21 protein-coding genes and 1 pseudogene are annotated in these 23,366 nt (G+C 54.1%); 16 read left to right on the plus strand and 6 right to left on the minus strand.

What is annotated here, in order from left to right:
* Nucleotides 1-87: 87 nt before the first annotated feature.
* The 5 genes and pseudogenes from B9P82_RS21595 (at nt 88) to B9P82_RS21615 (ending at nt 5,199) form a co-directional block, all read left to right on the plus strand.
* Nucleotides 88-1,802, plus strand: a pseudogene (locus B9P82_RS21595) (solute:sodium symporter family transporter).
* Nucleotides 1,799-3,292, plus strand: a complete 1,494-nt coding sequence (locus B9P82_RS21600) for a sulfatase-like hydrolase/transferase (protein WP_019078011.1) — start codon at nt 1,799-1,801, stop codon at nt 3,290-3,292. The pseudogene B9P82_RS21595 and the gene B9P82_RS21600 overlap by 4 nt, the downstream one beginning before the upstream one ends.
* Before the next feature lie 98 nt (nt 3,293-3,390).
* A complete protein-coding gene (locus B9P82_RS21605; RefSeq protein ID WP_016155059.1) occupies nt 3,391-3,738 on the plus strand; it encodes a YidH family protein in 348 nt (115 codons plus the stop codon).
* Complete coding sequence (locus B9P82_RS21610; protein ID WP_016155058.1) at nt 3,728-4,090, plus strand: DUF202 domain-containing protein; 363 nt, start codon at nt 3,728-3,730, stop codon at nt 4,088-4,090. Before B9P82_RS21605 ends, B9P82_RS21610 begins: the two co-directional genes overlap by 11 nt.
* Nucleotides 4,087-5,199 (plus strand): anaerobic sulfatase maturase, encoded by a 1,113-nt coding sequence (locus tag B9P82_RS21615; RefSeq protein ID WP_168188454.1) that lies wholly within the window; start codon nt 4,087-4,089, stop codon nt 5,197-5,199. The genes B9P82_RS21610 and B9P82_RS21615 overlap by 4 nt, the downstream gene beginning before the upstream one ends.
* Nucleotides 5,200-5,211: 12 nt before the next feature.
* Here the strand turns inward: B9P82_RS21615 and dsdA are convergent, their stop codons facing one another.
* Both dsdA and dsdX read right to left on the minus strand, forming a co-directional pair.
* The gene (gene dsdA, locus B9P82_RS21620; protein ID WP_101700902.1) at nt 5,212-6,534 is read right to left on the minus strand and encodes a D-serine ammonia-lyase; all 1,323 of its coding nucleotides are present in this window, start codon (nt 6,532-6,534) and stop codon (nt 5,212-5,214) included.
* Between the two features lie 17 nt (nt 6,535-6,551).
* A complete protein-coding gene (gene dsdX, locus B9P82_RS21625) occupies nt 6,552-7,889 on the minus strand; it encodes a D-serine transporter DsdX (RefSeq protein WP_016157809.1) in 1,338 nt (445 codons plus the stop codon).
* A 229-nt stretch (nt 7,890-8,118) separates the two neighbouring features.
* On the opposite strand from dsdX, the gene dsdC reads away from it, so the two are divergent.
* Together dsdC and B9P82_RS21635 are read left to right on the plus strand one after the other, a co-directional pair.
* Nucleotides 8,119-9,045 carry a DNA-binding transcriptional regulator DsdC gene (dsdC, locus tag B9P82_RS21630; RefSeq protein ID WP_016155054.1) on the plus strand — a complete coding sequence of 309 codons (927 nt, stop codon included), beginning with the start codon at nt 8,119-8,121 and terminating at the stop codon, nt 9,043-9,045.
* A gap of 78 nt (nt 9,046-9,123) precedes the next feature.
* Nucleotides 9,124-10,206, plus strand: coding sequence for a cellulase family glycosylhydrolase (locus B9P82_RS21635; RefSeq protein ID WP_085055756.1), 1,083 nt, complete (start codon nt 9,124-9,126; stop codon nt 10,204-10,206).
* Here B9P82_RS21635 and emrD read toward each other — a convergent pair.
* From emrD to tisB, 3 genes are all read right to left on the minus strand, one after another.
* The gene (gene emrD / locus B9P82_RS21640; protein ID WP_075848952.1) at nt 10,133-11,317 is read right to left on the minus strand and encodes a multidrug efflux MFS transporter EmrD; all 1,185 of its coding nucleotides are present in this window, start codon (nt 11,315-11,317) and stop codon (nt 10,133-10,135) included. The genes B9P82_RS21635 and emrD overlap by 74 nt on opposite strands.
* Nucleotides 11,318-11,510: 193 nt before the next feature.
* The gene (locus B9P82_RS21645) at nt 11,511-12,344 is read right to left on the minus strand and encodes a DMT family transporter (RefSeq protein ID WP_016155051.1); all 834 of its coding nucleotides are present in this window, start codon (nt 12,342-12,344) and stop codon (nt 11,511-11,513) included.
* Between the two features lie 123 nt (nt 12,345-12,467).
* Nucleotides 12,468-12,557, minus strand: coding sequence for a type I toxin-antitoxin system toxin TisB (tisB, locus tag B9P82_RS21650; protein ID WP_003023909.1), 90 nt, complete (start codon nt 12,555-12,557; stop codon nt 12,468-12,470).
* 522 nt (nt 12,558-13,079) lie between these two features.
* Between tisB and ivbL the strand changes: the two genes are divergently transcribed.
* From ivbL to ilvN, 3 genes are all read left to right on the plus strand, one after another.
* Nucleotides 13,080-13,178, plus strand: a complete 99-nt coding sequence (gene ivbL, locus B9P82_RS21660) for an ilvB operon leader peptide IvbL (RefSeq protein WP_003827118.1) — start codon at nt 13,080-13,082, stop codon at nt 13,176-13,178.
* 107 nt (nt 13,179-13,285) lie between these two features.
* Nucleotides 13,286-14,974, plus strand: coding sequence for an acetolactate synthase large subunit (ilvB, locus tag B9P82_RS21665; RefSeq protein WP_016155049.1), 1,689 nt, complete (start codon nt 13,286-13,288; stop codon nt 14,972-14,974).
* A 3-nt stretch (nt 14,975-14,977) separates the two neighbouring features.
* Nucleotides 14,978-15,268, plus strand: coding sequence for an acetolactate synthase small subunit (gene ilvN, locus B9P82_RS21670; protein WP_003023914.1), 291 nt, complete (start codon nt 14,978-14,980; stop codon nt 15,266-15,268).
* Between the two features lies 1 nt (nt 15,269).
* On the opposite strand, the gene B9P82_RS21675 is transcribed toward ilvN, so the two are convergent.
* A complete protein-coding gene (locus tag B9P82_RS21675) occupies nt 15,270-16,055 on the minus strand; it encodes a DeoR family transcriptional regulator (RefSeq protein WP_016157805.1) in 786 nt (261 codons plus the stop codon).
* Nucleotides 16,056-16,380: 325 nt separating this feature from the next.
* Between B9P82_RS21675 and rbsK the strand changes: the two genes are divergently transcribed.
* The 6 genes from rbsK (at nt 16,381) to B9P82_RS21710 (ending at nt 23,296) form a co-directional block, all read left to right on the plus strand.
* The gene (rbsK, locus tag B9P82_RS21680; protein WP_003827124.1) at nt 16,381-17,301 is read left to right on the plus strand and encodes a ribokinase; all 921 of its coding nucleotides are present in this window, start codon (nt 16,381-16,383) and stop codon (nt 17,299-17,301) included.
* Nucleotides 17,302-17,328: 27 nt separating this feature from the next.
* Nucleotides 17,329-18,645 carry an L-fucose:H+ symporter permease gene (fucP, locus tag B9P82_RS21685; RefSeq protein ID WP_003023919.1) on the plus strand — a complete coding sequence of 439 codons (1,317 nt, stop codon included), beginning with the start codon at nt 17,329-17,331 and terminating at the stop codon, nt 18,643-18,645.
* An 11-nt stretch (nt 18,646-18,656) separates the two neighbouring features.
* Nucleotides 18,657-19,670: an aldose 1-epimerase family protein gene (locus B9P82_RS21690; protein ID WP_101700903.1), complete on the plus strand. Its 1,014-nt coding sequence runs from the start codon at nt 18,657-18,659 to the stop codon at nt 19,668-19,670.
* 195 nt (nt 19,671-19,865) lie between these two features.
* Nucleotides 19,866-20,459, plus strand: coding sequence for a transcriptional regulator UhpA (uhpA, locus tag B9P82_RS21700; protein WP_016155044.1), 594 nt, complete (start codon nt 19,866-19,868; stop codon nt 20,457-20,459).
* Nucleotides 20,456-21,958: a signal transduction histidine-protein kinase/phosphatase UhpB gene (uhpB, locus tag B9P82_RS21705; RefSeq protein ID WP_016157802.1), complete on the plus strand. Its 1,503-nt coding sequence runs from the start codon at nt 20,456-20,458 to the stop codon at nt 21,956-21,958. The genes uhpA and uhpB overlap by 4 nt, the downstream gene beginning before the upstream one ends.
* A 9-nt stretch (nt 21,959-21,967) precedes the next feature.
* A complete protein-coding gene (locus tag B9P82_RS21710) occupies nt 21,968-23,296 on the plus strand; it encodes an MFS transporter (protein WP_046276191.1) in 1,329 nt (442 codons plus the stop codon).
* The last annotated feature ends 70 nt before the right edge of the window (nt 23,297-23,366 follow it).

Consider the following 23,366-nt stretch of genomic DNA (forward strand, 5'->3'; position numbering starts at 1 on the left):
TAAGAAATCTGACTGCCTGACCCGGCGCACATTACCTTGCATTCCCCCTACAGCTGCCGGGACATAATGAAAAATAAGGGCTATGAGATGAATACGCTACAAATTCTGAGCTTTGTGGGCTTTACGCTGCTGGTGGCGCTAATCACCTGGTGGAAGGTACGTAAAACGGATACCGGATCGCAACAAGGGTATTTTCTTGCCGGGCGTTCATTGAAAGCGCCGGTGATTGCCGCGTCATTGATGCTAACTAACCTTTCAACCGAACAGTTGGTTGGTCTGTCTGGTCAGGCTTACAAAAGCGGAATGTCGGTTATGGGTTGGGAAGTCACCTCTGCGGTGACGCTTATCTTTCTGGCGCTGATTTTTCTACCTCGCTATCTGCAACGTGGTATCGCTACGATCCCAGATTTTCTGGAAGAGCGTTACGATAAAACCACGCGAATCATTATCGATTTTTGCTTTCTTATTGCCACTGGCGTCTGCTTCCTGCCGATTGTGCTTTATTCAGGGGCGCTGGCGCTGAATAGCCTTTTTCACATCGGTGAATCGCTGAATATTTCTCAGGGCGCAGCAATCTGGTTACTGGTTATTTTGCTGGGCCTTGCCGGGATTATTTATGCGGTGATCGGCGGTTTACGTGCGATGGCGGTGGCCGATTCTATCAATGGTATAGGGCTGGTGATTGGTGGATTGATGGTCCCCGTGTTCGGCCTGATTGCGATGGGAAAAGGCAGTTTTTTACAAGGTGTTGAGCAACTGACCACCGTACATGCGGAGAAATTAAACTCAATTGGTGGAGCGAACGATCCGCTGCCGATAGGTGCAGCCTTTACCGGTTTGATTCTGGTGAATACCTTCTACTGGTGTACTAATCAGGGCATCGTACAACGTACGCTGGCTTCCAAAAGCCTCGCCGAAGGGCAGAAAGGAGCATTGCTCACAGCGGTATTGAAAATGCTCGATCCACTGGTGCTGGTATTACCAGGTTTAATTGCTTTTCATCTATACCAGGATCTGCCAAAGGCGGATATGGCATATCCGACACTGGTAAATAACGTGCTTCCTGTCCCTTTGGTGGGGTTTTTCGGTGCCGTTTTATTCGGCGCGGTAATCAGTACATTCAATGGATTTTTAAACAGCGCCAGTACCTTATTTAGCATGGGAATATATCGGCGGATTATTAATCAACACGCCCAACCGGAACAGCTGGTTCGGGTTGGGCGTAAGTTCGGATTCTTTATCGCGGTAATTTCCGTGCTGGTAGCACCGTGGATCGCTAATGCACCGGAAGGACTCTACAGCTGGATGAAACAGCTCAACGGTATTTATAACGTGCCTTTGGTGACCATCATCATCATGGGATTCTTTTTCCCGCGCATTCCTGCGCTGGCAGCGAAAGTCGCTATGGGACTCGGTATCGTCAGCTACATCACCATTAATTATCTGGTGAAGTTCGACTTTCACTTCCTTTACGTACTGGCCTGTCCTTCTGCATCAACGTGGTGGTGATGCTGGTTATCGGCATTATCAAGCCGCGTGCGACGCCGTTTAAATTCCATGATGCTTTTGCGGTAGACATGAAGCCGTGGAAAAACGCCAAACTTGCCTCTGTCGGTATCCTGACCGCGATGCTCGGCGTCTATGCTGGACTGGCGCAGTTTGGAGGGTACAACACCCAATGGCTGACGATTCTCTGCTACTCAATTACGGCGGCAGTGATGATGTATTTAATTTACAGCACCTGGCATACGCGTCGTTTGGCCACTGCACTTTCTGTCTCTGACGCTAAGGATAAAGCATGACCCGCCCTAATTTCCTGTTCATTATGACTGATACTCAGGCGACCAATATGGTCGGCTGTTATAGTGGTAAGTCGCTGAATACCAATAACATTGATAGCCTGGCGGCGGAAGGTATTCGCTTCAATTCTGCTTATACCTGCTCACCGGTGTGCACTCCGGCCCGCGCTGGGCTGTTTACCGGGATTTATGCCAACCAGTCCGGCCCGTGGACCAATAACGTCGCGCCGGGGAAAAATATCTCCACCATGGGACGCTATTTTAAGGATGCGGGCTATCACACCTGCTACATCGGCAAGTGGCATCTCGACGGGCACGATTACTTTGGTACCGGCGAGTGCCCGCCCGAATGGGATGCTGACTACTGGTATGACGGGGCAAATTACCTCGCGGAACTGACGGACAAAGAGATCGGTTTGTGGCGTAACGGTCTGAACAGCGTGGAGGATTTGCTGGATAACAATATCAATGAAACCTTTACCTGGGCGCACCGCATCAGTAACCGGGCGATTGATTTCCTCCGCCACCCTGCACGTGATGAAGAACCCTTCCTGATGGTAGTTTCCTACGACGAGCCGCATCACCCGTTTACCTGTCCCGTGGAGTATCTGCAGAAATATCAGGATTTTTATTATGACCTGGGGATGAAGGCGCACGACTCTTTGAGTAACAAACCTGAACATCATCGTCTTTGGTCTGAAGCGATGCCTTCGCCGGTAGGTGATGATGGGCGCTATCACCATCCGCTCTATTTTGCCTGCAACGACTTTGTCGATGACCAGATTGGCCGGGTTATTAATACCTTAACGCCCGTGCAGCGGGACAACACCTGGGTCATTTACACCTCCGATCATGGCGAGATGATGGGGGCGCATAAGCTCATCAGTAAGGGGGCAGCGATGTATGACGACATCACGCGAATTCCGCTGATTATGCGCTCGCCTCAGGGAGAATCAATGCAGGTAGACACGCCGGTCAGCCATATCGATCTGCTGCCGACGATGATGGCGCTGGCGGGTATTGAGAAGCCACAAATCCTGCCGGGTGAAAACATCCTTACCGTTGAAAAACCACGTGGTGTGATGGTGGAGTTCAATCGTTATGAGATTGAACATGACAGTTTTGGCGGATTTATACCGGTACGTTGCTGGGTGACGGATGACTGGAAGCTGGTGCTGAACCTGTTTACCAGTGATGAGCTTTACGACAGACGAAACGATCCCGATGAGCTACACAACCAGATAGATTCTCCGCAATTAGCCGATGTTCGCTGCCAGATGCACGACGCGCTGCTGGACTATATGGATAAAATCCGCGATCCATTCCGCACCTATCAGTGGAGTTTGCGTCCCTGGCGTCCTGACGCCGTACCGCGCTGGATGGGCGCTTTTCGCCCGCGCCCGCAAGACGGCTATTCTCCCGTGGTACGCGATTACGACACCGGTTTACCAACCCAGGGCGTAAAAGTGGAGGAGAAAAAGCAGAAGTTCTGACTACAATGCCAATTGGCGCAGATACTCATATTTGCACTTACCTGTCGGCCGGATAAGGCATTAGCCGCCATCCGGCAATGACAGCCAGAGGAGTTTGAATGAAAATTTCCCGCCTTGGAGAAGCCCCGGATTACCGCTTCTCACTGGCAAATGAGCGTACCTTTCTGGCGTGGATCCGTACCGCGCTGGGGTTTCTGGCGGCGGGGGTTGGTCTCGACCAACTGGCTCCGGATTTTGCCACGCCGGTAATTCGTGAGCTTTTGGCGCTGTTGCTGTGCCTGTTTGCCGGTGGTCTGGCGATTTATGGCTACCTGCGCTGGCTGCGTAATGAGAGGGCGATGCGCCTGAAAGAGGATTTGCCCTATACCCATAGCCTGTTAATCATCAGTCTGATTTTGTTGATCGTCGCGGTGATTGTCATGGGACTGGTGCTGTATGCCGGATAGCCGTAAGTCGCGACGTATCGCCGATCCGGGGTTACAACCGGAGCGAACATCGCTGGCCTGGTTTCGTACGCTTCTGGGTTATGGCGCGCTAATGGCGTTGGCGCTGAAGCACAACTGGCATCAGGCGGGTTTCCTGTTTTGGGTTTCAATTGTGGTGCTGGCGCTGGTGGCAATCGTTCTGTGGCGCTATACCCGCAGCCGTAATCTGATGGATGTTACGCATAGCGATTTTTCTGAATCTCGCGCGGTGCGTGACAAATTTATGATCTCCCTCGCGGTGTTATCCCTCGCAATACTGTTTGCTGTAACGCATGTCCGCCAACTTATTGCGTTTATCGGGAATTTAGCATGACAGGATGTCAGGTCATGGCCAAACCAGCCAGCTCTCGTTGTAACCTGGATTGTCGTTACTGTTTTTACATCGATAAACCCACTCAACCCGAAATGGACGACGCCACCTTAGAGACGTTTATCCGTCAGCATATCGCCGCACAGCCGGGGGCTGACGTGATGTTCGCCTGGCAGGGCGGAGAGCCAACCCTCTGTGGCATCGACTTTTTTCGCCGCGTAGTGACGTTGCAAAAACAGTACAGGGAAGGGAAGAAAATCCATAACGCGTTCCAGACCAACGGGATTTTGCTCAACGACGAATGGTGTCAGTTTTTGCACGATAACGGCTGGCTGGTGGGGATTTCGTTGGATGGCCCCGCCGAGTTGCACGATGCTTATCGTGTTAACCGCAGCGGAAAACCGACTCACCATAAGGTGGTGGACGCCATTGCCAGGCTCCGTAAGCATCAGGTGGAGTTCAATCTGCTGGTAGTGGTTAATTCTCTGAACAGCCAGCGACCAGGACAGATGTATCGCTACCTTCGCCAGCTTGGCACGCCTTTTTTGCAGTTCATTCCGCTGGTTGAATATGATGAAGACAGCGAGCTTACCGCCGAATCCGTCCCGCCTCAGGCGTGGGGAACCTTCCTGAATTCCGTCTTTGATATCTGGGTCAGAGAGGATATTGGCCGCGTATTCGTCCAGTTATTTGATTCAACTCTGGGCGTATGGTGCGGACACCCGGCGCAGATGTGTTCGCTAAGCTCCACCTGCGGACATGCTTTTGCTCTGGAAGCGAATGGCGATTTGTATCAGTGCGATCACTATGTTCACCCTGATTTTCGCCTGGGTAATATTCATCGCACGTCGTTGAGTGAGCTCAACGCCAGCCCGTGGGCAGCGGCGTTTGGTCAGTCCAAGAGAACCACGCTGAGCGCGGAATGCCAGGCGTGTTCGCTATTACGCTTTTGCCATGGTGATTGCCCAAAGCATCGCGACAGCAGTGGAAAGAGTGCGATTTGCGGCGGATACAGCGCTTTCTTCAATCATACCGCGCCGCATATGCGCGTGATGCGTGACCTTCTGAAGCAACATCGCTCACCGATGGAACTGATGGCGATGCTGCGTTAAGTTCAGCGGCGTTTAACGTCCTTTGGTCAGATACTGCGCCATTTCGGCTTCCGGCACCATGCCGCCGCCGGTCGCCCACACCAGGTGGGTGGCGTTATTGAGCTGCTCCGCGCTGAAGCCGTGCATTTGCTGATAGTCAGCAGAAGCGCAAACGTGCTGCGGACCGGCCATCCCGGCCAGCGCCGACGGCTCAAGGCGAATGCCTTCTTCCTGCGCCAGCCAGCCCAGCATGTCGTACATAGTCTGATCGTCCAGGGTGTACAGACCGTCGAGCAGACGTTCCATTGCCCGGCCAACAAAGCCGGACGCGCGGCCCACCGCCAGCCCATCTGCCGCTGTCAGGTTATCGATGCCAATGTCCTGCACAGAAATTGTATCGTGCAGTCCGGTATAAATCCCCAGCAGCATGCACGGTGAATGGGTAGGTTCTGCGAAGAAGCAGTGCACGTTATCGCCGAATGCCAGCTTCAGGCCAAACGCCACCCCGCCAGGCCCACCGCCGACGCCGCACGGCAGGTAAACAAACAGCGGATGGTCGGCATCCACCACGCGCCCCTGCTGCGTGAACTGCGCCTTCAGACGCTCGCCGGCTACCGCATAACCTAAAAACAACGTGCGGGAATTTTCATCATCGATAAAGAAACAGTTCGGATCGGATTGTGCCGCCTTACGGCCCTGCTCAACCGCCACGCCATAATCTTCTTCATACTCCACGACCGTCACGCCGTGGCTGCGCAGTTTGGCTTTTTTCCATGCGCGAGCGTCGGCAGACATATGAACCGTCACCTTAAAACCGATACGGGCGCTCATAATGCCGATCGACATCCCAAGGTTGCCAGTGGAGCCTACGGCGATGCTGTACTGACTGAAGAACTGTTTAAACTCAGGCGAAAGCAGAATGCTGTAATCGTCTTGCGTGGTCAGCAGACCGGCATCCAGCGCCAGTTTTTCCGCGTGGGTTAGCACTTCATAAATACCGCCACGCGCTTTAATTGAGCCGGAAATCGGTAGATGGCTGTCTTTCTTCAGCAGAATTTCGCCGTTGATGCGCTGCCCATACTCTTTTTCCAGCCGCTTTTGCATCGCCGGGATCACGGCCAGTTCGGATTCGATAATGCCGCCGGTGGCTGCGGTTTCCGGGAATGCCTGCGCCAGATACGGCGCGAAGCGCGTCAGACGAGCGTGGGCATCCTGAACATCGTGCTCTGTCAGGCCAACATACGGTAAACCTTCCGCAAGAGAGGTAGTGCCAGGGTTAAACCAGGTCGTCTCCTTGAGAGCGACCAGATCTTCCACTAAAGGATGCTGGGCGATAAGTGTTTGAATGTTTTCCATAGTCAGTCTCTTTGCGCTTAGATAATAAAGGAAAGCAGGAATGTGCAAACCAGTGCAATAACGGACGCGATAAATGTCGCGGTCGTATAATATTTGAACGTCTCATTTAGGGTGGCGCCGCAGTACTGCTTCACCAGCCAGAAGAGGGAATCGGTGACGATCGTGCAGCCAATCGCGCCGGAACCGATGGCAATGGCGATGATCTCCGGGCTAACGTTGGGGTAGAGCGGCAGCATCGGGGCCACGATTGCCGTCGCACCCATCATCGCCACCGTGGCAGAGCCCACCGCAGCATGCAGGATTAACGCCACCAGCCAAGCCAGCAGAATCGGGTGCATATGCATGTTCGAGAGGATCAGCGCGAGGGTATCCGCCAGTCCGCTGCTCTTGAGGATAGCGTTGAATGCGCCGCCTGCGCCGATAATCAGCAAAATGTTAGCAATGGAGCCAAAACCGTTTTCGGTGTGGGTCAGCAGCGCACCCATGCCAATGTGCTGACGCAGGCCGAGAATGTAATAGGCCACGAAAACGGCAATAAACATCGCGGTGATCGGGTTACCAATAAACTCCAACAGCGTATAAACCGTGCTGCCTTTCGCCATGTTCAGCTCAGCGACGGTTTTTACCAGCATCAGGCCAATCGGCAGCAGTACGGTAAATAGCGTAGCGCCCAACGATGGCAGCGTACTTTCGTCGCGCACCTTGAGGTCGGAAAACTCAGCCGGAACCGGCTTAAACGGCAGACGGTTACCGAGGAATTTCAGATACAGCGGACCGCCGATCAGCGAGGCCATTAAGCCCACCAGTAAGCCGTAGACAATCACGGTGCCAATGTCCGCGCCCAGCTTGTTCGCCACGAACAGGGCGGCTGGATGCGGCGGCACGACGCAGTGTACCGCCATCAGCGCTGTACATAACGGAATCGCCAGCTTCAGTAGCGAGGTATTGGTTTTTTTGGCAATTGAAAAGGCCAGAGGAATCAACAGCACTACGCCGACTTCAACAAACAGTGTGATCCCGCAAATCAGCCCGACCAGTACCATAATGACGTCAGCGGAAAGCCAGCGACAGCGCTGTAGCGTCAGGCCGATACGTTCGGCCGCGCCGGACACTTCCATCATTTTGCCAAGAATGGTCCCAAGACCGATAACCGCGGCGAGGAAGCCCAGCGTACCGCCGATGCCACTCTCAATGGCATTGACCATATCCAGCGGCCCCATACCCATCATCGTACCCACGAAGAAGCTGGCTAACAGCAGCGCCAGAAACGGGTGGAATTTGAACTTCACGATGGTCAAAACGATTAACACGATGCTTATCAGCAGCGTGCTCACAACCCAGATTTGAGAGTGCATAACTCACCTTGCCCTGTGATTAATATAGGGTTATTGGACAAAAATAAGGCATGGTCTGACAAACGATATAAATCCCCTTTCACATGAGCCAGATTGCATCAAGTAGGTGATTTACGTCTAATTACGCTTTGTTTATGCGATATGGTTCACCTTGATTCATCTTTGTGCTGATTTTTGCAGCGAACTTTTTTACACTCCGGCGAATGAATCAGGAGGACAGGAGGTGAACATGGATCCCTTACGCGAGGTCAGAAATCGGCTGCTCAACGGCTGGCAGTTGTCAAAGCTGTATACCTTTGAAGTGGCGGCCCGGCACCAGTCGTTTGCGCTGGCGGCAGATGAGCTGTCACTAAGCCCCAGCGCTGTCAGCCATCGCATTAATCAGCTGGAAGATGAGCTGGGTATTCAGCTGTTTGTTCGTTCGCATCGTAAAGTGGAACTCACCCACGAGGGCAAGCGCGTGTTCTGGGCGCTGAAATCATCGCTGGATACGCTGAATCAGGAAATCCTTGATATTAAAAATCAGGAGTTGTCCGGGACGCTCACCGTGTACTCACGGCCTTCTATCGCTCAGTGCTGGCTGGTTCCGGCGCTCGGCGACTTTACCCGTCGCTATCCGTCGATTTCGCTGACCATGCTGACCGGGAACGACAACGTCAATCTGCAGCGTGCCGGGGTCGATCTGGCCATCTATTTTGACGACGCGCCCTCCGCGCAGCTCACGCACCACTTCCTGATGGATGAAGAGATCCTGCCGGTATGCAGCCCGGACTACGCTCGCCGCCATGACCTTACCGGTTCGCTGGTGAATTTACCGCACTGTACGTTGCTGCATGACAGACAGGCGTGGAGTAACGACTCCGGGACCGATGAATGGCACAGTTGGGCGCAGCATTTTTCGGTGAATCTGCCGACATCGTCGGGAATTGGTTTCGATCGTTCTGATTTGGCGGTGATTGCGGCGATGAATCATATCGGCGTGGCGATGGGCCGAAAGCGGCTGGTGCAAAAACGCCTCGACAGTGGAGAGCTGGTTGCGCCTTTTGGCGATATGGCGCTGAAATGCCATCAGCACTACTACATCACCACCCTGCCAGGCAGACAATGGCCGAAAATCGAGGCGTTTATTCGCTGGCTTCAGGAACAGGTTAAATAAGCGGGCCGCGAATATTTTTTACGCTTTCTCGCTACACGCAAAGTGAAAAAGCATGCTAAATACGTGATATCACTCCTGATGATTTGCGTAAGGACGACCGTGTTAAAGCCGATAGTTTCCCTTTTACTGTTAGCCAGCGCCACCGTGTGTGCCGCGCAACCTGTGCTGACCGCGGCGCAGTATGCGCAGCAGCTTGGCGTTGGGATGGACGTAGACTGGGCGCGCACCGATCGGGGTATTCGTGAATTCGATCCGCTGGTGGTGCGGGATTACAAGGCGAAAGGGTTAACCCACGTGCGCATTCGCGTGGCGGGAGAGCCTACGGAGGCGCGGCTTATACATCTGCGCAAGCTGGTGGAAGCCTGCGAGCAGTATGGCGTGATCCCGATAATTGCCTATCAGGCTGACGAATATAAAAAAGATCCAAGTACCGGTAACGAAAAAGAGGTGGTTAACTGGTGGGTGGCGGTGGCGCATTACTTTGGTCAAAGCTCGCCGTTGCTGGGTTTCGACCTGATATACGAACCCTCTGATAAGCTCAACCATAATCAGGTGTCGCTCAATCGGGTGTATGACAAAACCATTCGTACTGTCCATGCCATCGACCCGCAGCGGATGATTTTTATCGCGCCGCGACTACGCGCCGCGCCGGAAGATTTGCCTGACCTGAAACTGCCGCCGCAAAGTCAGAATACCGTGCTGGCTCAATGGCATATTTTTCCGTGGGGGCCGCTGAAAAATAACGGTAAATATCCGTGGACCTCAGGCACAGCGGCAGAAAAGGCCGCTATTCGCGCCCGTATCAATACCGCCATTCACTGGCAGCAGAAAACGGGTCATGTCAGTTGGGTGGGAGGCTGGTCGCCAGGAGAAACCATCAGGAACGCGCCTTCTGCCTCGCAAATGGCGTTTGCCCGCTTTATGGCGTGCGAACTGAAAAAAGCGAAAATTCCCTATGCTATCAATGCGGATACGCAGTTTTATGATGGCGAGGAAGGTGCCTGGCGTCCGGCGCTGGAGCCGTTACTGACGACGATGATCGCGCCTGAATGCGAAAAGCCCGGCGATAAGCCGGGCCATCATACGCTTAAACCGCCTGCCCCTGATGCGACACGCGTGACGCCAGCGGAAGCCAGCAAACAAAAATCAACAGTCCCATAAGGGTCATCAGCAGGCCCAGACTGGCTTGCCCGGTCTGCGGCAGCATTGCAGAGAACCACGCCAGCACGCCGGAACCAATATTCTGTAATCCCCCAACCAGCGCACCGGCAGTGCCTGCCAGGAATGGGAAAGGCTCCATTGCGCCACTGGTTGCCAGCGGAAACAGCATCCCGGCACCGAAGAAAAATAGTGCGGCGGGAACCAGCAGCGTCCAGACGTTCATCACGTCAAACAGGCCCGGGATCCACATCATTAAACCGGCTACCAGACAGCAGATAACCGACTGCCACATCAGCGTCGAGAAACGCTTATTCGGGCGACCGGCGAACCAGGCGCCGAAAAATGCCGCCGGGATGGGCAGAATAAACAGGATACTGACCACCATGCTGCTTAAACCGAGCCTTGCGCCCAACAATACCCCGGAGCAGGCCTCGAAGACCGCAACGCCCGCCAGGCCGCCGATCAGCATCAGCACGTAACAGGTGAAAGAACTGTTACCAAACAGCGTTTTATAGCTGGCGATAAGGCGTGGACGCGGTGCGCCCGCAGGACGCGTTTCCGGCATCCAGCGCGCCATGCTAAACGTGACGCCCGCGCACAGAACCAGCAGGAAGATGTAACAGGCGCGCCAGTTCCACAGGGTATCCAGCATGCCGCCAATCAGCGGGGCCAGCAGCGGACTCACCAGAATCCCCATGTTTAACAAACTATTCGCGTGGCGCAGCTGCGTGCCTTCGTACAGATCGCGCGGTAAGGTTCGCGCCATTACACCGCCGACGCCTGTGCCCATGCCCTGGATTGCACTGGCGATAATCAGTACCGTCAGGCTGTGGGTGGTAATCGCGACCAGCGTGGCCAGCATAAAAATAGACATTCCGGCGAGGATCACCGGACGGCGGCCAACGCGATCGGAAAGTGGGCCGTAAAACAGTTGTGACAGGCCGTATGTCAGCAGGTAGGCGGCCATTACGCTTTGCACCGCTCCTTCGCGAACGTTCAGTTCACGCGCCATATCAGCAATCGCGGGGATATAAATGGTTTGCGCCATCTGACCTACCGCCACCAGTAATACCAACATCAACAACAAATTGACGCTTCTATGCCTTTTCATTTCGCTGATTACTTTTAAAAAAGAGAAAAAAGAAGAATAAGGTGCTGTACTTTCCCGTAAATGCGCGTGGAATCTACCACAACAGAAAAAGAAGGCCAGATAGTGGGCTGGAATGTTTACGCGATGAACGGCAGGAAATGTAAACAAAAAGCGGCAACAAATGTTGCCGGATTGCATCGGCTTTACGGCGCGATCATGACAAGCGAAGTAAGACAGCGCCTACGGCAATACCGGCGGCCGCGACAAGGCGTATTCCGGCAACCTTTTCTTTCAGCAGCAGCCAGGCGAGCAGAGCGCCAAACAGAATGGAGGTTTCACGTAGCGCTGCGACCACCGCCAACGGAGCCTGGGTCATGGCCCACAGCGCCAGACCGTAAGAACCCATCGTACCAATTCCACCCAGAATACCTTTCTTCCACTGTTGTACCAGATAGCGTGACGCTTCCCGGCGCCGGGCGATCATCGCCCAGCCCAGCAGACAGGAACCGTTCAGAAAGAAGGTCCACAGCGTATAACCGAGCGCGGTTTCTGATAAGCGTACGCCGGTGCCATCAACCAGCGTGTAACCAGCGATAAAGCAGGCGTTAATGAGCGCCAGTACGATCCCGCGTTGTGAGCTGCTGCGTCCGTTAAATGCCATGCCGAGAATGGCCAGACAGATCGTAGCAATCCCCACCCAGGCAAACACAGACAGGCTATCGCCAAGGAACAAGACGCTGATAATCGCAACCAGCAGCGGTGCTGTCCCACGCATCAGAGGATAGGTCTGGCTCATATCCGAAACCTGATAGGTTTTGGCGACCAGGACCGTATACACCACTTGCAACGCGGTTGAGACAGCCAAAAACGGCAGGCTGGCGGTGGAAGGCTGAGGCGCGAAGGGTAAGCAGATCAGTGCCATAATCGCCGCGGAGCCGCTGACGCCAATCGCCGAGTACAGTTTATCGTTTCCAGCTTTAACAATGGCATTCCAACTGGCGTGCAGCAGTGCGGCGAACAGCAAAATGCAGAAAACAGAAAGCGTCATGGTGGCGTTCTTCCCTGAGAATGTCATAAAAACGTAACATATTGGCGCGAGACAAGCACCAGGGAGAAGGTGAAAGGGGAGCGGAGTGTTACCCGCTCCCCTTAGGTGCGACTTGAATCCGAATTACTTAACGTATTTCAGAACGGCATCAAGTAGTTGCAGTGCTGCAACAATGAGTTTGAGGATAAGAATAGCGATATCCACGAGGCTCATACGCTCTCCTTTTGGTACAAGGAGCACGGTGCTGACGTACCTCGCCGCTGCCTGTTGCCAGCACCTTTGTTGACATAACACAGTGTGCTCACACGGGGGTTAAGGCGCTGACGGCACCACCCGTTTCAGCCAGGACTTTGATGCGCCGGTTTACGATGCGGCCCCCGCATAACACATTGCGTACCGAGACATTATAGATAAATACTGTATAAATTAACAGTATTTTATGGACATTGTGCCATTCATGTTCCATACTCAAAACCATCAAAATTCGTGCCGAAATTGCGTGTTCTTCGCAGAACGCGTATACTTTTTCCGTTGACATAACACAGTGTGTTCGGCGGCTACCAACCGCACAGCGCTGAAAAAAACCTCGCTCCGGCGGGGTTTTTTGTTTTCCGACTCTGCACAGCGAAATGTGATCGTTGACGCATTTTTATGCAGATGAAAAATTTTCCATTGTCACGCTGAAAAACCTGTGTTTGTATAAATCCAGTTAATCAACAAACAGACAGGTCCCTAATGAACCCTTCCATGCTGACTGCGACCCTACTAAAAACTGCGCCATCTCGCGCAGCGGTCGTCGTGCGTGTGGTGGTGGTCGTCGGCAATGCGCCGTAGGGTCCGGATCAACACACGATTCCAAAACCCCGCCGGCGCAAACCGGGCGGGGTTTTTCGTTTAAGAGACCTGCCCGAAGCAAAGGCCCAGAATAAAAGGACTGGAGCATGGCAAGTTCGGGCATAACATCCAAGCGTACGCGTTTTACGGGCGCAGAATTCATCGTTCATTTCATGGAACGCCAGGGGATTCAGGTGGTCACCGGTATTCCTGGCGGATCGATTCTTCCCGTCTATGACGCCTTGAGCCAAAGCACGCAAATCCGTCATATCCTGGCGCGCCACGAGCAGGGCGCGGGGTTTATCGCGCAGGGGATGGCGAGAACCGATGGTAAACCCGCCGTCTGTATGGCCTGTAGCGGACCGGGCGCGACCAACCTGGTGACCGCCATTGCCGACGCGCGGCTGGATTCCATCCCGCTGGTGTGTATCACCGGGCAGGTTCCGGCCTCAATGATCGGGACCGACGCCTTCCAGGAAGTCGACACCTACGGCATCTCTATCCCCATCACCAAGCACAACTATCTGGTCCGCCATATCAGTGAATTACCGCAGGTCATGAGCGATGCGTTCCGCATTGCGCAGTCCGGCCGTCCGGGCCCGGTGTGGATAGACATTCCTAAGGATATTCAAACCGCCGTTTTTGAGATTGAAGAGATGCCGGAGCCCGCGCAGAAAATGGCGGCACCGGCGTTCAGCCAGGACAGCATTCGCGATGCCGCAGCCATGATTAACGCCGCACAGCGTCCGGTGCTGTATCTCGGCGGCGGCGTGATTAACGCGCCTGAGCGGGTTCGTGAACTGGCAGAAAAAGCCATGCTGCCCACCACCATGACCTTAATGGCGCTCGGTATGTTGCCGAAAGCGCATCCGCTGTCGTTAGGCATGCTGGGTATGCACGGCGCGCGCAGCACTAACTTTATTCTGCAAGAAGCGGACTTATTGATTGTTCTGGGCGCGCGTTTTGATGACCGGGCGATTGGTAAAACCGAGCAGTTCTGTCCGAACGCCAAAATCATCCATGTGGATATCGACCGCGCGGAGCTGGGTAAAATCAAACAGCCGCACGTGGCGATTCAGGCGGATGTCGATGAGGTTCTGGCACAACTGATCCCATTAATTGACGCGCAGCCGCGAGAGTCGTGGCATCAAATGGTGGCCGATTTACAACGCGAATTCCCCTGCAGCATTCCGCAGGAAAGCGACCCGCTCAGCCACTATGGGCTGATCAACGCCGTAGCGGCCTGCGTGGATGACAATGCCATTATCACCACCGACGTAGGCCAGCATCAGATGTGGGCCGCACAGGCTTACCCGCTGAACCGTCCTCGTCAGTGGCTGACCTCCGGCGGTCTGGGAACCATGGGCTTTGGCCTGCCGGCGGCAATTGGCGCAGCGCTGGTCAACCCGGACAAAAAGGTGCTGTGCTTCTCCGGCGACGGTAGCCTGATGATGAATATTCAGGAAATGGCGACGGCCAGCGAAAATCAACTGGATATTAAAATCATCCTGATGAATAACGAAGCGTTGGGTCTGGTGTATCAGCAGCAGAGTTTGTTCTATAAGCAGGGCGTTTTTGCAGCGACATATCCGGGGATGATTAACTTTATGCAGATAGCCGCCGGGTTTGGCCTCGAAACCTGCGATTTGAATAACGAAGCGGATCCACAGGCAGCGTTGCAAGAGATTATTAATCGCCCTGGACCTGCGCTGATCCACGTGCGCATCGATGCCGAAGAAAAAGTGTACCCGATGGTGCCGCCGGGTGCGGCAAACACAGAAATGGTGGGGGAATAAGCCATGCAACAGCAGACTCATGACAACGTAATCCTGGAACTCACCGTACGCAACCATCCGGGCGTAATGACCCACGTCTGCGGGCTGTTTGCCCGCCGCGCGTTCAACGTGGAAGGCATTCTCTGTCTACCGATTCAGGACAGCGACAAGAGCCGCATCTGGCTACTGGTCAACGACGATCAGCGTCTTGAGCAGATGATAAGCCAGATCGACAAGCTGGAAGATGTGGTGAAAGTGGCCCGCAACCAGTCCGACCCGTCGATGTTTAACAAAATCACGGTTTTCTTTGAGTGAGTTAGTCGCCGTCTGAATCCGGGGTGATGACTTTGACAGAGCCGTTCCGGCAGTGGGTTGCGTAATCTGCCGGCAACGGGCGATCGCTTATCAGTACGTCAAAAGTGGAAAGCGGACCAATGCTGGCGGGAGCAACCTCATCAAACAGGGCGTGGCGGGTTAGCAGAATTTTGCGCAATCCGCGTTCCATCGCTTTGCGTTTGGTGGCCAGATCGTCCGGATTGAACCAGCTAACGCCGAAATGCTCATGGACTCCGCTGGCAGAGATAAACACTTTTCGTGGGTTGAGCGCATCCAGCGGAGAGGGATTGCTGGTGTCGTAAAAGGCATCACTTTTCGCCCGATAGGTGCCCCCGCAAAGAATCACCGTGGCGTTGGGTTTTTCATTTAGCGCCACGAATACCCGGTGTGAGTAGCAAATTCCGGTAAAGGTAATATCGTCCGGGATCATGCTGACGACTAATGGCATTTCCGCACCATTATCAAAAAAGACCAGATCGTTTTCACTGACCAGTCCCGCGGCCAGAATGGCAACCGGTAAATCGTCGCGATGATACTGCTTTTGCACGGGGAGCGGAGCGTTAACGAGGGTGGCGGGCTTGTTCACCATCACGATGTAACCACCGAGTAGCGTAAGCGGCAATGGTTCGTCATCCTGGCTGAGATCCCGACGGATGGTCATCACGGAAACCTCCAGCATGCGCGCCGCCTCTTTCAGATGGATTCTGTCGGTCTTCTTCAACAATTCCATCAGACGTCGAATACGTTCTTTTTGCTTGGTTTCCATGCACACTCTCCACGAATCATGTTTTCATGTTCCTTCAGTAACATTTATGTGTTTCTGGGAACATGATATTGCTGCATTACTATACGTCTGACCATTGGGAAATAAAAGCGTGTTTTTACACGTTTTATTGATTATAAGCAGCGAGTTTTCAGTCAATTGTAAGCAAGTTAATCATTTTGAGTGTGATAGAGATGCAACATTTAGCATAATAAATAAACAATAAAATGATCCTCCAATCGCGATCCTAGTCACAAATGATACGGAAGTAACATGATAATGTTATTTTAATATCATTGTTGTGTGATTGTTTCTGAGAGGTAGTAAAATGGATATCGCGGTTATTGGCTCCAACATGGTGGATCTCATCACCTACATCAACCAGATGCCCAAAGAAGGGGAAACGCTGGAAGCACCCGCCTTTAAAATTGGTTGTGGCGGTAAAGGGGCAAATCAGGCCGTTGCGGCTGCTAAGCTCAACTCCAAAGTGCTGATGCTGACGAAAGTCGGTGATGATATTTTTGCGGATAACACCATTCGTAATCTCGAATCCTGGGGGATTAATACGACCTATGTCGAAAAGGTACCCTGCACCAGCAGCGGCGTTGCACCGATCTTTGTTAATGCAAACTCCAGCAACAGCATTCTGATTATTAAAGGTGCCAACAAGTTTCTCTCCCCGGAAGATATCGATCGCGCGGCGGAAGATCTGAAAAAGTGTCAACTTATTGTCCTGCAGCTGGAAGTACAGTTGGAAACGGTTTATCACGCGATTGAATTCGGTAAAAAACACGGTATTGAAGTGTTATTAAATCCCGCCCCTGCATTACGGGAATTAGATATGTCTTATGCCTGTAAATGCGATTTCTTCGTGCCAAATGAAACCGAGCTCGAAATATTAACCGGTATGCCGGTGGATACCTATGACCATATTCGCGCCGCGGCACGTTCTTTGGTCGATAAAGGTCTGAACAATATTATCGTCACCATGGGGGAGAAAGGCGCTCTGTGGATGACGCGTGACCAGGAAGTCCATGTCCCGGCGTTTAAAGTGAACGCTGTCGATACCAGTGGTGCAGGTGACGCTTTCATCGGTTGTTTTGCCCACTATTACGTTCAAAGCGGTGATGTCGAAGCCGCCATGAAAAAAGCCGCTCTCTTCGCTGCATTCAGCGTTACCGGGAAAGGCACTCAATCATCTTATCCAAGCATCGAACAATTTAATGAGTTTCTTACCTTAAACGAATAATACTCCTGCATTGTAAAAGGTAGCACTATGAACGATAAAAACATCATTCAGATGCCCGACGGCTATCTGAATAAGACGCCTCTGTTCCAGTTTATTTTGTTATCCTGTTTATTCCCTTTATGGGGATGCGCAGCCGCATTAAATGATATTCTGATTACGCAATTCAAAAGCGTATTTTCACTCAGCAACTTTGCTTCGGCATTAGTTCAGAGTGCCTTTTATGGCGGTTATTTTTTAATTGCGATTCCGGCATCTTTGGTGATTAAAAAGACCAGTTATAAAATCGCCATCTTAATGGGACTGACCCTTTATATTGTTGGCTGTACGCTCTTTTTCCCGGCATCGCACATGGCCACCTACACCATGTTCCTCGCGGCAATTTTTGCGATTGCGATTGGCCTGAGCTTCCTGGAAACCGCAGCCAACACCTACAGCTCCATGATTGGCCCAAAAGCGTATGCCACCCTGCGCCTGAACATCAGCCAGACCTTTTACCCCATTGGCGCAGCCGCCGGTATTCTGCTGGGTAAATATCTGGTCTTCTCTGAAGGCGAGAGTCTGGAAAAACAGATGGCTGGGATGAACGCGGAGCAGATCCACAACTTTAAAGTGTTGATGCTGGAAAATACCCTTGAGCCTTACAAGTACATGATTATGGTGCTGGTTGTGGTGATGGTGTTGTTCCTGCTGACCCGCTTCCCGACCTGTAAAGTCGCGCAAACGGCGAGTCATAAACGTCCGTCAGCGATGGATACGCTGCGTTATCTGGCCAGCAATGCCCGTTTCCGCCGTGGGATTGTGGCGCAGTTCCTGTACGTGGGGATGCAGGTCGCGGTGTGGTCATTTACCATCCGTCTGGCGCTGGAATTGGGTGATATCAACGAGCGCGACGCCTCAACCTTCATGGTCTATAGCTTTGCCTGCTTCTTTATCGGCAAGTTTATCGCCAACATCTTGATGACACGCTTCAATCCGGAAAAAGTGCTGATCCTCTACTCCATCATTGGCGCACTGTTTCTGGTCTATGTTGCGCTGGCGCCAAGCTTCAGCGCCGTGTACGTTGCCGTACTGGTGAGCGTCCTGTTTGGACCCTGCTGGGCGACAATCTATGCCGGTACGCTGGATACCGTGGATAACGAACATACTGAAATGGCGGGAGCAGTCATTGTCATGGCGATTGTTGGTGCAGCGGTGGTTCCGGCAATTCAGGGCTATGTGGCCGATATGTTTCACTCGCTACAACTCTCGTTCCTGGTCTCCATGTTGTGCTTCGTGTACGTCGGTATCTACTTCTGGCGTGAAAGCAAAGTGCGCAATAACCTGGCTGAAGCGACTGTTTCCTGAGGAGAGCGATCATGACAACACGTATCACGCTGTGGCGGGAACTCTTTGCAGAGCATCCGCGAATCTTACTGAAGAATAGCGACTTCACGGTTACCGCATTTCGTTACGCCAGCGGTGTGGAAGGGCTGAAGGTAGAAAACAGTCGTGGACATCTGGTTATTCTGCCCTGGATGGGGCAGATGATCTGGGATGCTCAGTTTGACGGGCATGAACTGACCATGCGCAACATGTTCAGTCAGCCAAAACCGGCTGCGGAAGTGGTAGCGACATACGGCTGCTTTGCTTTCCACTCGGGTATATTGGCTAATGGCTGCCCTTCGCCAGAAGATTCTCACCCGTTGCATGGCGAAATGGCCTGTGCCGCGATGGATGAGGCCTGGCTGGAGCTGGAGGGAGAGAATTTGCGCGTGAGCGGACGCTACGAGTATGTGATGGGGTTCGGTCATCATTATCAGGCGCATCCTGCGGTGGTTATGCGCAAAGCGAGTGCGCTGTTTGATATTCAGATGGCGGTCACCAACCTCGCCTCAGTGGCAATGCCTTTACAGTATATGTGCCATATGAACTATGCCTACGTACCGGAAGCGACCTTCAGCCAGAATATCCCGGATGAAGCCATGAAGCTGCGTGAGTCGGTACCCGCGCATGTTAAACCTACCGAGCAGTGGCTGGCGTTTAATCAGCGGATCATTCAGGGCGAGACCTCGCTGGGGCGCCTCAACGAGCCCGATTTTTACGATCCGGAAATCGTTATCTTCGCTGACCAACTGGACCGATACACGGATAAGCCTGAATTTCGCATGATCGCACCTGATGGCACCACGTTCGTGACGCGTTTCTCCAGCGCGGAGCTGAATTATGTCACCCGTTGGATCCTCTATAACGGCGATCAGCAGGTGGCAGCCTTCGCCCTACCTGCGACCTGTCGCCCTGAAGGCTTCCTGGCGGCACAGCGAAAAGGCACGTTGATTCAGCTAGAACCGCAGCACACCCGCACATTTACCGTCACAACTGGCATCGCCTGATCGCTCAAGGCTTAAACAGCAGCGCGTCGGAACACAAAATCCTTCAAGCTGCATAAGGCGGCAAGTCTGCTCACCTCAGAAGCTTACTCAAGTCAGTGACTGGGGTGAGCAGACCAAGCCAACGCAGAGGCTGCTTGAAGGATAAAGTGTATATCGTTAAGGTAAGCACGTTTTTTATCCCCCAGGACAGAACCCATGATCACCGTTGCCCTTATCGACGACCACACTATCGTCCGCTCCGGCTTTGCCCAGTTGCTGGGGCTGGAACCTGATTTGCAGGTTGTGGCTGAGTTCGGCTCAGGCAGTGAGGCGCTGGCGGGATTACCGGGACGTGGCGTGCAGGTATGTATCTGTGATATCTCGATGCCTGATATCTCCGGTCTTGAACTGTTAAGCCAGTTGCCAAAAGGGATGGCGATTATCATGCTCTCCGTCCACGACAGCCCGGCGCTGGTGGAGCAGGCGCTCAACGCGGGCGCGCGTGGTTTCCTTTCTAAACGCTGTAGCCCTGATGAGCTGATCGCGGCGGTGCATACCGTGGCGACCGGCGGCTGCTATTTGACGCCGGATATCGCCGTCAAACTGGCGGCTGGTCGTCAGGATCCGCTGACCAAACGCGAACGTCAGGTGGCGGAGAAACTGGCGCAAGGCATGGCGGTAAAAGAGATTGCCGCCGAACTGGGCCTGTCGCCGAAAACGGTGCACGTGCATCGTGCTAACCTGATGGAAAAACTGGGCGTTAGCAACGATGTCGAACTGGCCCGCCGGATGTTTGACGGCTGGCAATGAACACGCTCTGTTCCCGGTTAATCACCGTTGTTGCCTGCTTCTTTATCTTCTCTGCCGCGTGGTTTTGCTTGTGGAGTATCAGCCTGCACCTGGTTGAGCGCCCGGAGCTGGCGGTACTGCTGTTTCCGTTTGGCCTGCGTCTGGGGCTGATGCTGCAATGTCCACGCGGCTACTGGCCGGTGCTGCTGGGTGCGGAATGGCTGCTTCTTTTCTGGCTGGCGCAGGAAGTGGCGCTGGCTCACTTGCCACTTTTGATGATCGGGAGCTTCCTCACGTTACTCCCGGTGATGCTGATTTCGCGCTACCGCCATCAGCGCGACTGGCGCACGCTGCTGTTGCAGGGCGCGGCGCTGACGGCGGCGGCGTTGCTGCAATCGCTGCCCTGGCTTGGGCAAGGCGAAGAGGCGTGGAATGCCCTACTGCTGACGCTCACTGGTGGATTAACGCTGGCTCCGATCTGTCTGGTTTTCTGGCACTATCTTACCAGCACCACCTGGTTGCCGCTGGGTCCGGCGGTGGTGTCTCAGCCAGTGAACTGGCGCGGGCGGCATCTGGTCTGGTATCTGCTGCTGTTTAGCGTCAGCCTGTGGTTGCAGCTTGGCCTGCCCGACGAACTGTCACGCTTCACGCCGTTTTGCCTCGCACTGCCGATCATTGCGCTCGCCTGGCACTACGGCTGGCAGGGGGCACTGATTGCCACGTTAATGAACGCCATTGCGCTGATTGCCAGCCAGACCTGGCACGATCATCCCGTCGACCTGTTGCTCTCCCTGCTGGTGCAAAGCCTGACCGGGCTGCTGCTCGGCGCGGGGATCCAGCGTCTGCGCGAGCTTAACCAGTCGCTGCAAAATGAATTAGCGCGCAACCATCGTCTGGCTGAACGCCTGCTGGAGACCGAAGAGAGCGTGCGCCGGGATGTGGCGCGCGAACTGCACGATGATATCGGTCAGACCATCACCGCCATTCGCACCCAGGCGGGCATTGTCCAGCGGCTGGCGCCGGAAAACGCAGGGGTGAAGCGCAGCGGGGCGCATATCGAACAACTTTCTCTTGGCGTTTACGATTCGGTGCGTCGTCTGTTGGGTCGTCTGCGTCCGCGCCAGTTGGATGATCTCACGCTGGAACAAGCCATCCGCTCATTGATGCGTGAAATGGAGCTGGAAAGCCGCGGCATCGTCAGCCACCTTGACTGGCGAATTGACGAATCTGCACTCAGCGAAAGTCAGCGGGTGACGCTGTTTCGCGTCTGTCAGGAAGGGCTGAACAACATCGTTAAGCACGCCAACGCCAGCGCGGTGACGCTTCAGGGCTGGCAGCAGGATGAACGGCTGATGCTGGTGATTGAGGACGATGGCAGCGGCCTGCCGCCGGGGTCGAATCAGCAGGGATTTGGCCTCACCGGGATGCGTGAACGTATTACCGCCCTCGGGGGATCGCTCTCGATTTCCTGTACGCACGGCACGCGGGTCAGCGTGTCGTTACCCCAGCGTTATGTGTAAGGAGCGGTCATGTTTTCGTTTTTAAAATCCCCAGTCAGCGCGCCGCTCATCACCGATAAGCGTGAAGTGGATGCCCTCTACCGCTACTGGCGGCGGCATATTCTGACCACTATCTGGCTCGGCTACGCGCTGTTCTATTTCACACGCAAGAGCTTCAACGCCGCCGTACCGGATATCCTCACCAGCGGCGTGCTGACCCGCAGCGACATTGGGCTGCTGGCGACGCTGTTTTACATCACCTACGGCCTGTCGAAGTTTGTTTCCGGTATCGTCAGTGACCGTTCCAACGCCCGTTATTTTATGGGGTTTGGGCTTATCGCCACCGGCGTGGTGAACATTCTGTTTGGTTTTTCCACCTCGCTCTGGGCTTTTGCGGTGCTCTGGGCGCTGAACGCCTTTTTCCAGGGCTGGGGGTCGCCGGTCTGCGCGCGTTTATTGACTGCGTGGTATTCGCGTACCGAACGCGGCGGCTGGTGGGCGCTGTGGAATACTGCGCACAATGTTGGCGGGGCGCTAATCCCTATCGTGATGGCGGCGACGGCGCTGCACTACGGCTGGCGTGCCGGGATGATGATCGCCGGGCTGTTGGCGATTGTGGTGGGGATTTTTCTCTGCTGGCGGCTGCGCGACAGGCCGCAGGCGATTGGTCTGCCGCCGATTGGCGACTGGCGCCATGATGAGCTGGAAATCGCCCAGCAGCAGGAAGGCGCAGGGCTGAGCCGTAAAGAGATCCTCACTCGCTATGTATTGCTGAACCCCTATATCTGGCTGCTGTCGCTGTGTTACGTGCTGGTGTATGTCGTCCGCGCCGCCATCAACGACTGGGGCAATCTGTATATGTCGGAGACGCTCGGCGTGGATCTGGTGACCGCCAATACCGCCGTGACCATGTTCGAATTGGGCGGATTTATCGGCGCGCTGGTCGCAGGCTGGGGCTCGGACAAACTGTTTAACGGCAACCGCGGTCCAATGAACCTGATTTTTGCTGCCGGAATTTTGCTCTCCGTGGGCTCGTTGTGGCTGATGCCGTTCGCCAGTTACGTGATGCAGGCGGCGTGCTTCTTCACCACCGGATTCTTCGTCTTCGGCCCGCAAATGCTGATCGGCATGGCGGCGGCGGAGTGCTCGCACAAAGAGGCAGCGGGCGCGGCAACCGGATTTGTCGGGCTGTTTGCCTATCTGGGGGCATCGCTTTCCGGCTGGCCGCTGGCGAAGGTGATGGAGGTCTGGCACTGGACCGGATTCTTTGTGGTGATCGCCATTGCGGCGGGGATATCCGCGCTGCTGCTGCTGCCGTTTTTGAACGCCCAGGCTCCACGCGAACTCAACGAAGCGTGATGCACCTCACCTTTTTGCCCCGAGTAGGGTAAAACTAAGAAATTTTCCCGGTTTCACCTGGACGCTGTCT

Source organism: Citrobacter sp. L55, from assembly GCF_002850715.1.
Lineage (GTDB): Bacteria > Pseudomonadota > Gammaproteobacteria > Enterobacterales > Enterobacteriaceae > Citrobacter > Citrobacter braakii.

Excerpts from the sequence above, each read along its gene's own strand:
- B9P82_RS21615 (WP_168188454.1), top strand. The coding sequence starts at position 4,087 with ATGACAGGATGTCAGGTCATGGCCAAACCAGCCAGCTCTCGTTGTAAC.
- uhpA (WP_016155044.1), top strand. The coding sequence starts at position 19,866 with ATGATCACCGTTGCCCTTATCGACGACCACACTATCGTCCGCTCCGGC.
- B9P82_RS21645 (WP_016155051.1), bottom strand. The coding sequence starts at position 12,344 with ATGACGCTTTCTGTTTTCTGCATTTTGCTGTTCGCCGCACTGCTGCAC.
- dsdC (WP_016155054.1), top strand. The coding sequence starts at position 8,119 with ATGGATCCCTTACGCGAGGTCAGAAATCGGCTGCTCAACGGCTGGCAG.
- uhpB (WP_016157802.1), top strand. The coding sequence starts at position 20,456 with ATGAACACGCTCTGTTCCCGGTTAATCACCGTTGTTGCCTGCTTCTTT.
- B9P82_RS21600 (WP_019078011.1), top strand. The coding sequence starts at position 1,799 with ATGACCCGCCCTAATTTCCTGTTCATTATGACTGATACTCAGGCGACC.
- B9P82_RS21605 (WP_016155059.1), top strand. The coding sequence starts at position 3,391 with ATGAAAATTTCCCGCCTTGGAGAAGCCCCGGATTACCGCTTCTCACTG.
- B9P82_RS21610 (WP_016155058.1), top strand. The coding sequence starts at position 3,728 with ATGCCGGATAGCCGTAAGTCGCGACGTATCGCCGATCCGGGGTTACAA.
- B9P82_RS21675 (WP_016157805.1), bottom strand. The coding sequence starts at position 16,055 with ATGGAAACCAAGCAAAAAGAACGTATTCGACGTCTGATGGAATTGTTG.
- B9P82_RS21690 (WP_101700903.1), top strand. The coding sequence starts at position 18,657 with ATGACAACACGTATCACGCTGTGGCGGGAACTCTTTGCAGAGCATCCG.
- B9P82_RS21710 (WP_046276191.1), top strand. The coding sequence starts at position 21,968 with ATGTTTTCGTTTTTAAAATCCCCAGTCAGCGCGCCGCTCATCACCGAT.
- ilvB (WP_016155049.1), top strand. The coding sequence starts at position 13,286 with ATGGCAAGTTCGGGCATAACATCCAAGCGTACGCGTTTTACGGGCGCA.
- rbsK (WP_003827124.1), top strand. The coding sequence starts at position 16,381 with ATGGATATCGCGGTTATTGGCTCCAACATGGTGGATCTCATCACCTAC.
- dsdA (WP_101700902.1), bottom strand. The coding sequence starts at position 6,534 with ATGGAAAACATTCAAACACTTATCGCCCAGCATCCTTTAGTGGAAGAT.
- fucP (WP_003023919.1), top strand. The coding sequence starts at position 17,329 with ATGAACGATAAAAACATCATTCAGATGCCCGACGGCTATCTGAATAAG.
- ivbL (WP_003827118.1), top strand. The coding sequence starts at position 13,080 with ATGAACCCTTCCATGCTGACTGCGACCCTACTAAAAACTGCGCCATCT.
- tisB (WP_003023909.1), bottom strand. The coding sequence starts at position 12,557 with ATGAGCCTCGTGGATATCGCTATTCTTATCCTCAAACTCATTGTTGCA.
- dsdX (WP_016157809.1), bottom strand. The coding sequence starts at position 7,889 with ATGCACTCTCAAATCTGGGTTGTGAGCACGCTGCTGATAAGCATCGTG.
- ilvN (WP_003023914.1), top strand. The coding sequence starts at position 14,978 with ATGCAACAGCAGACTCATGACAACGTAATCCTGGAACTCACCGTACGC.
- emrD (WP_075848952.1), bottom strand. The coding sequence starts at position 11,317 with ATGAAAAGGCATAGAAGCGTCAATTTGTTGTTGATGTTGGTATTACTG.
- B9P82_RS21635 (WP_085055756.1), top strand. The coding sequence starts at position 9,124 with ATGATTTGCGTAAGGACGACCGTGTTAAAGCCGATAGTTTCCCTTTTA.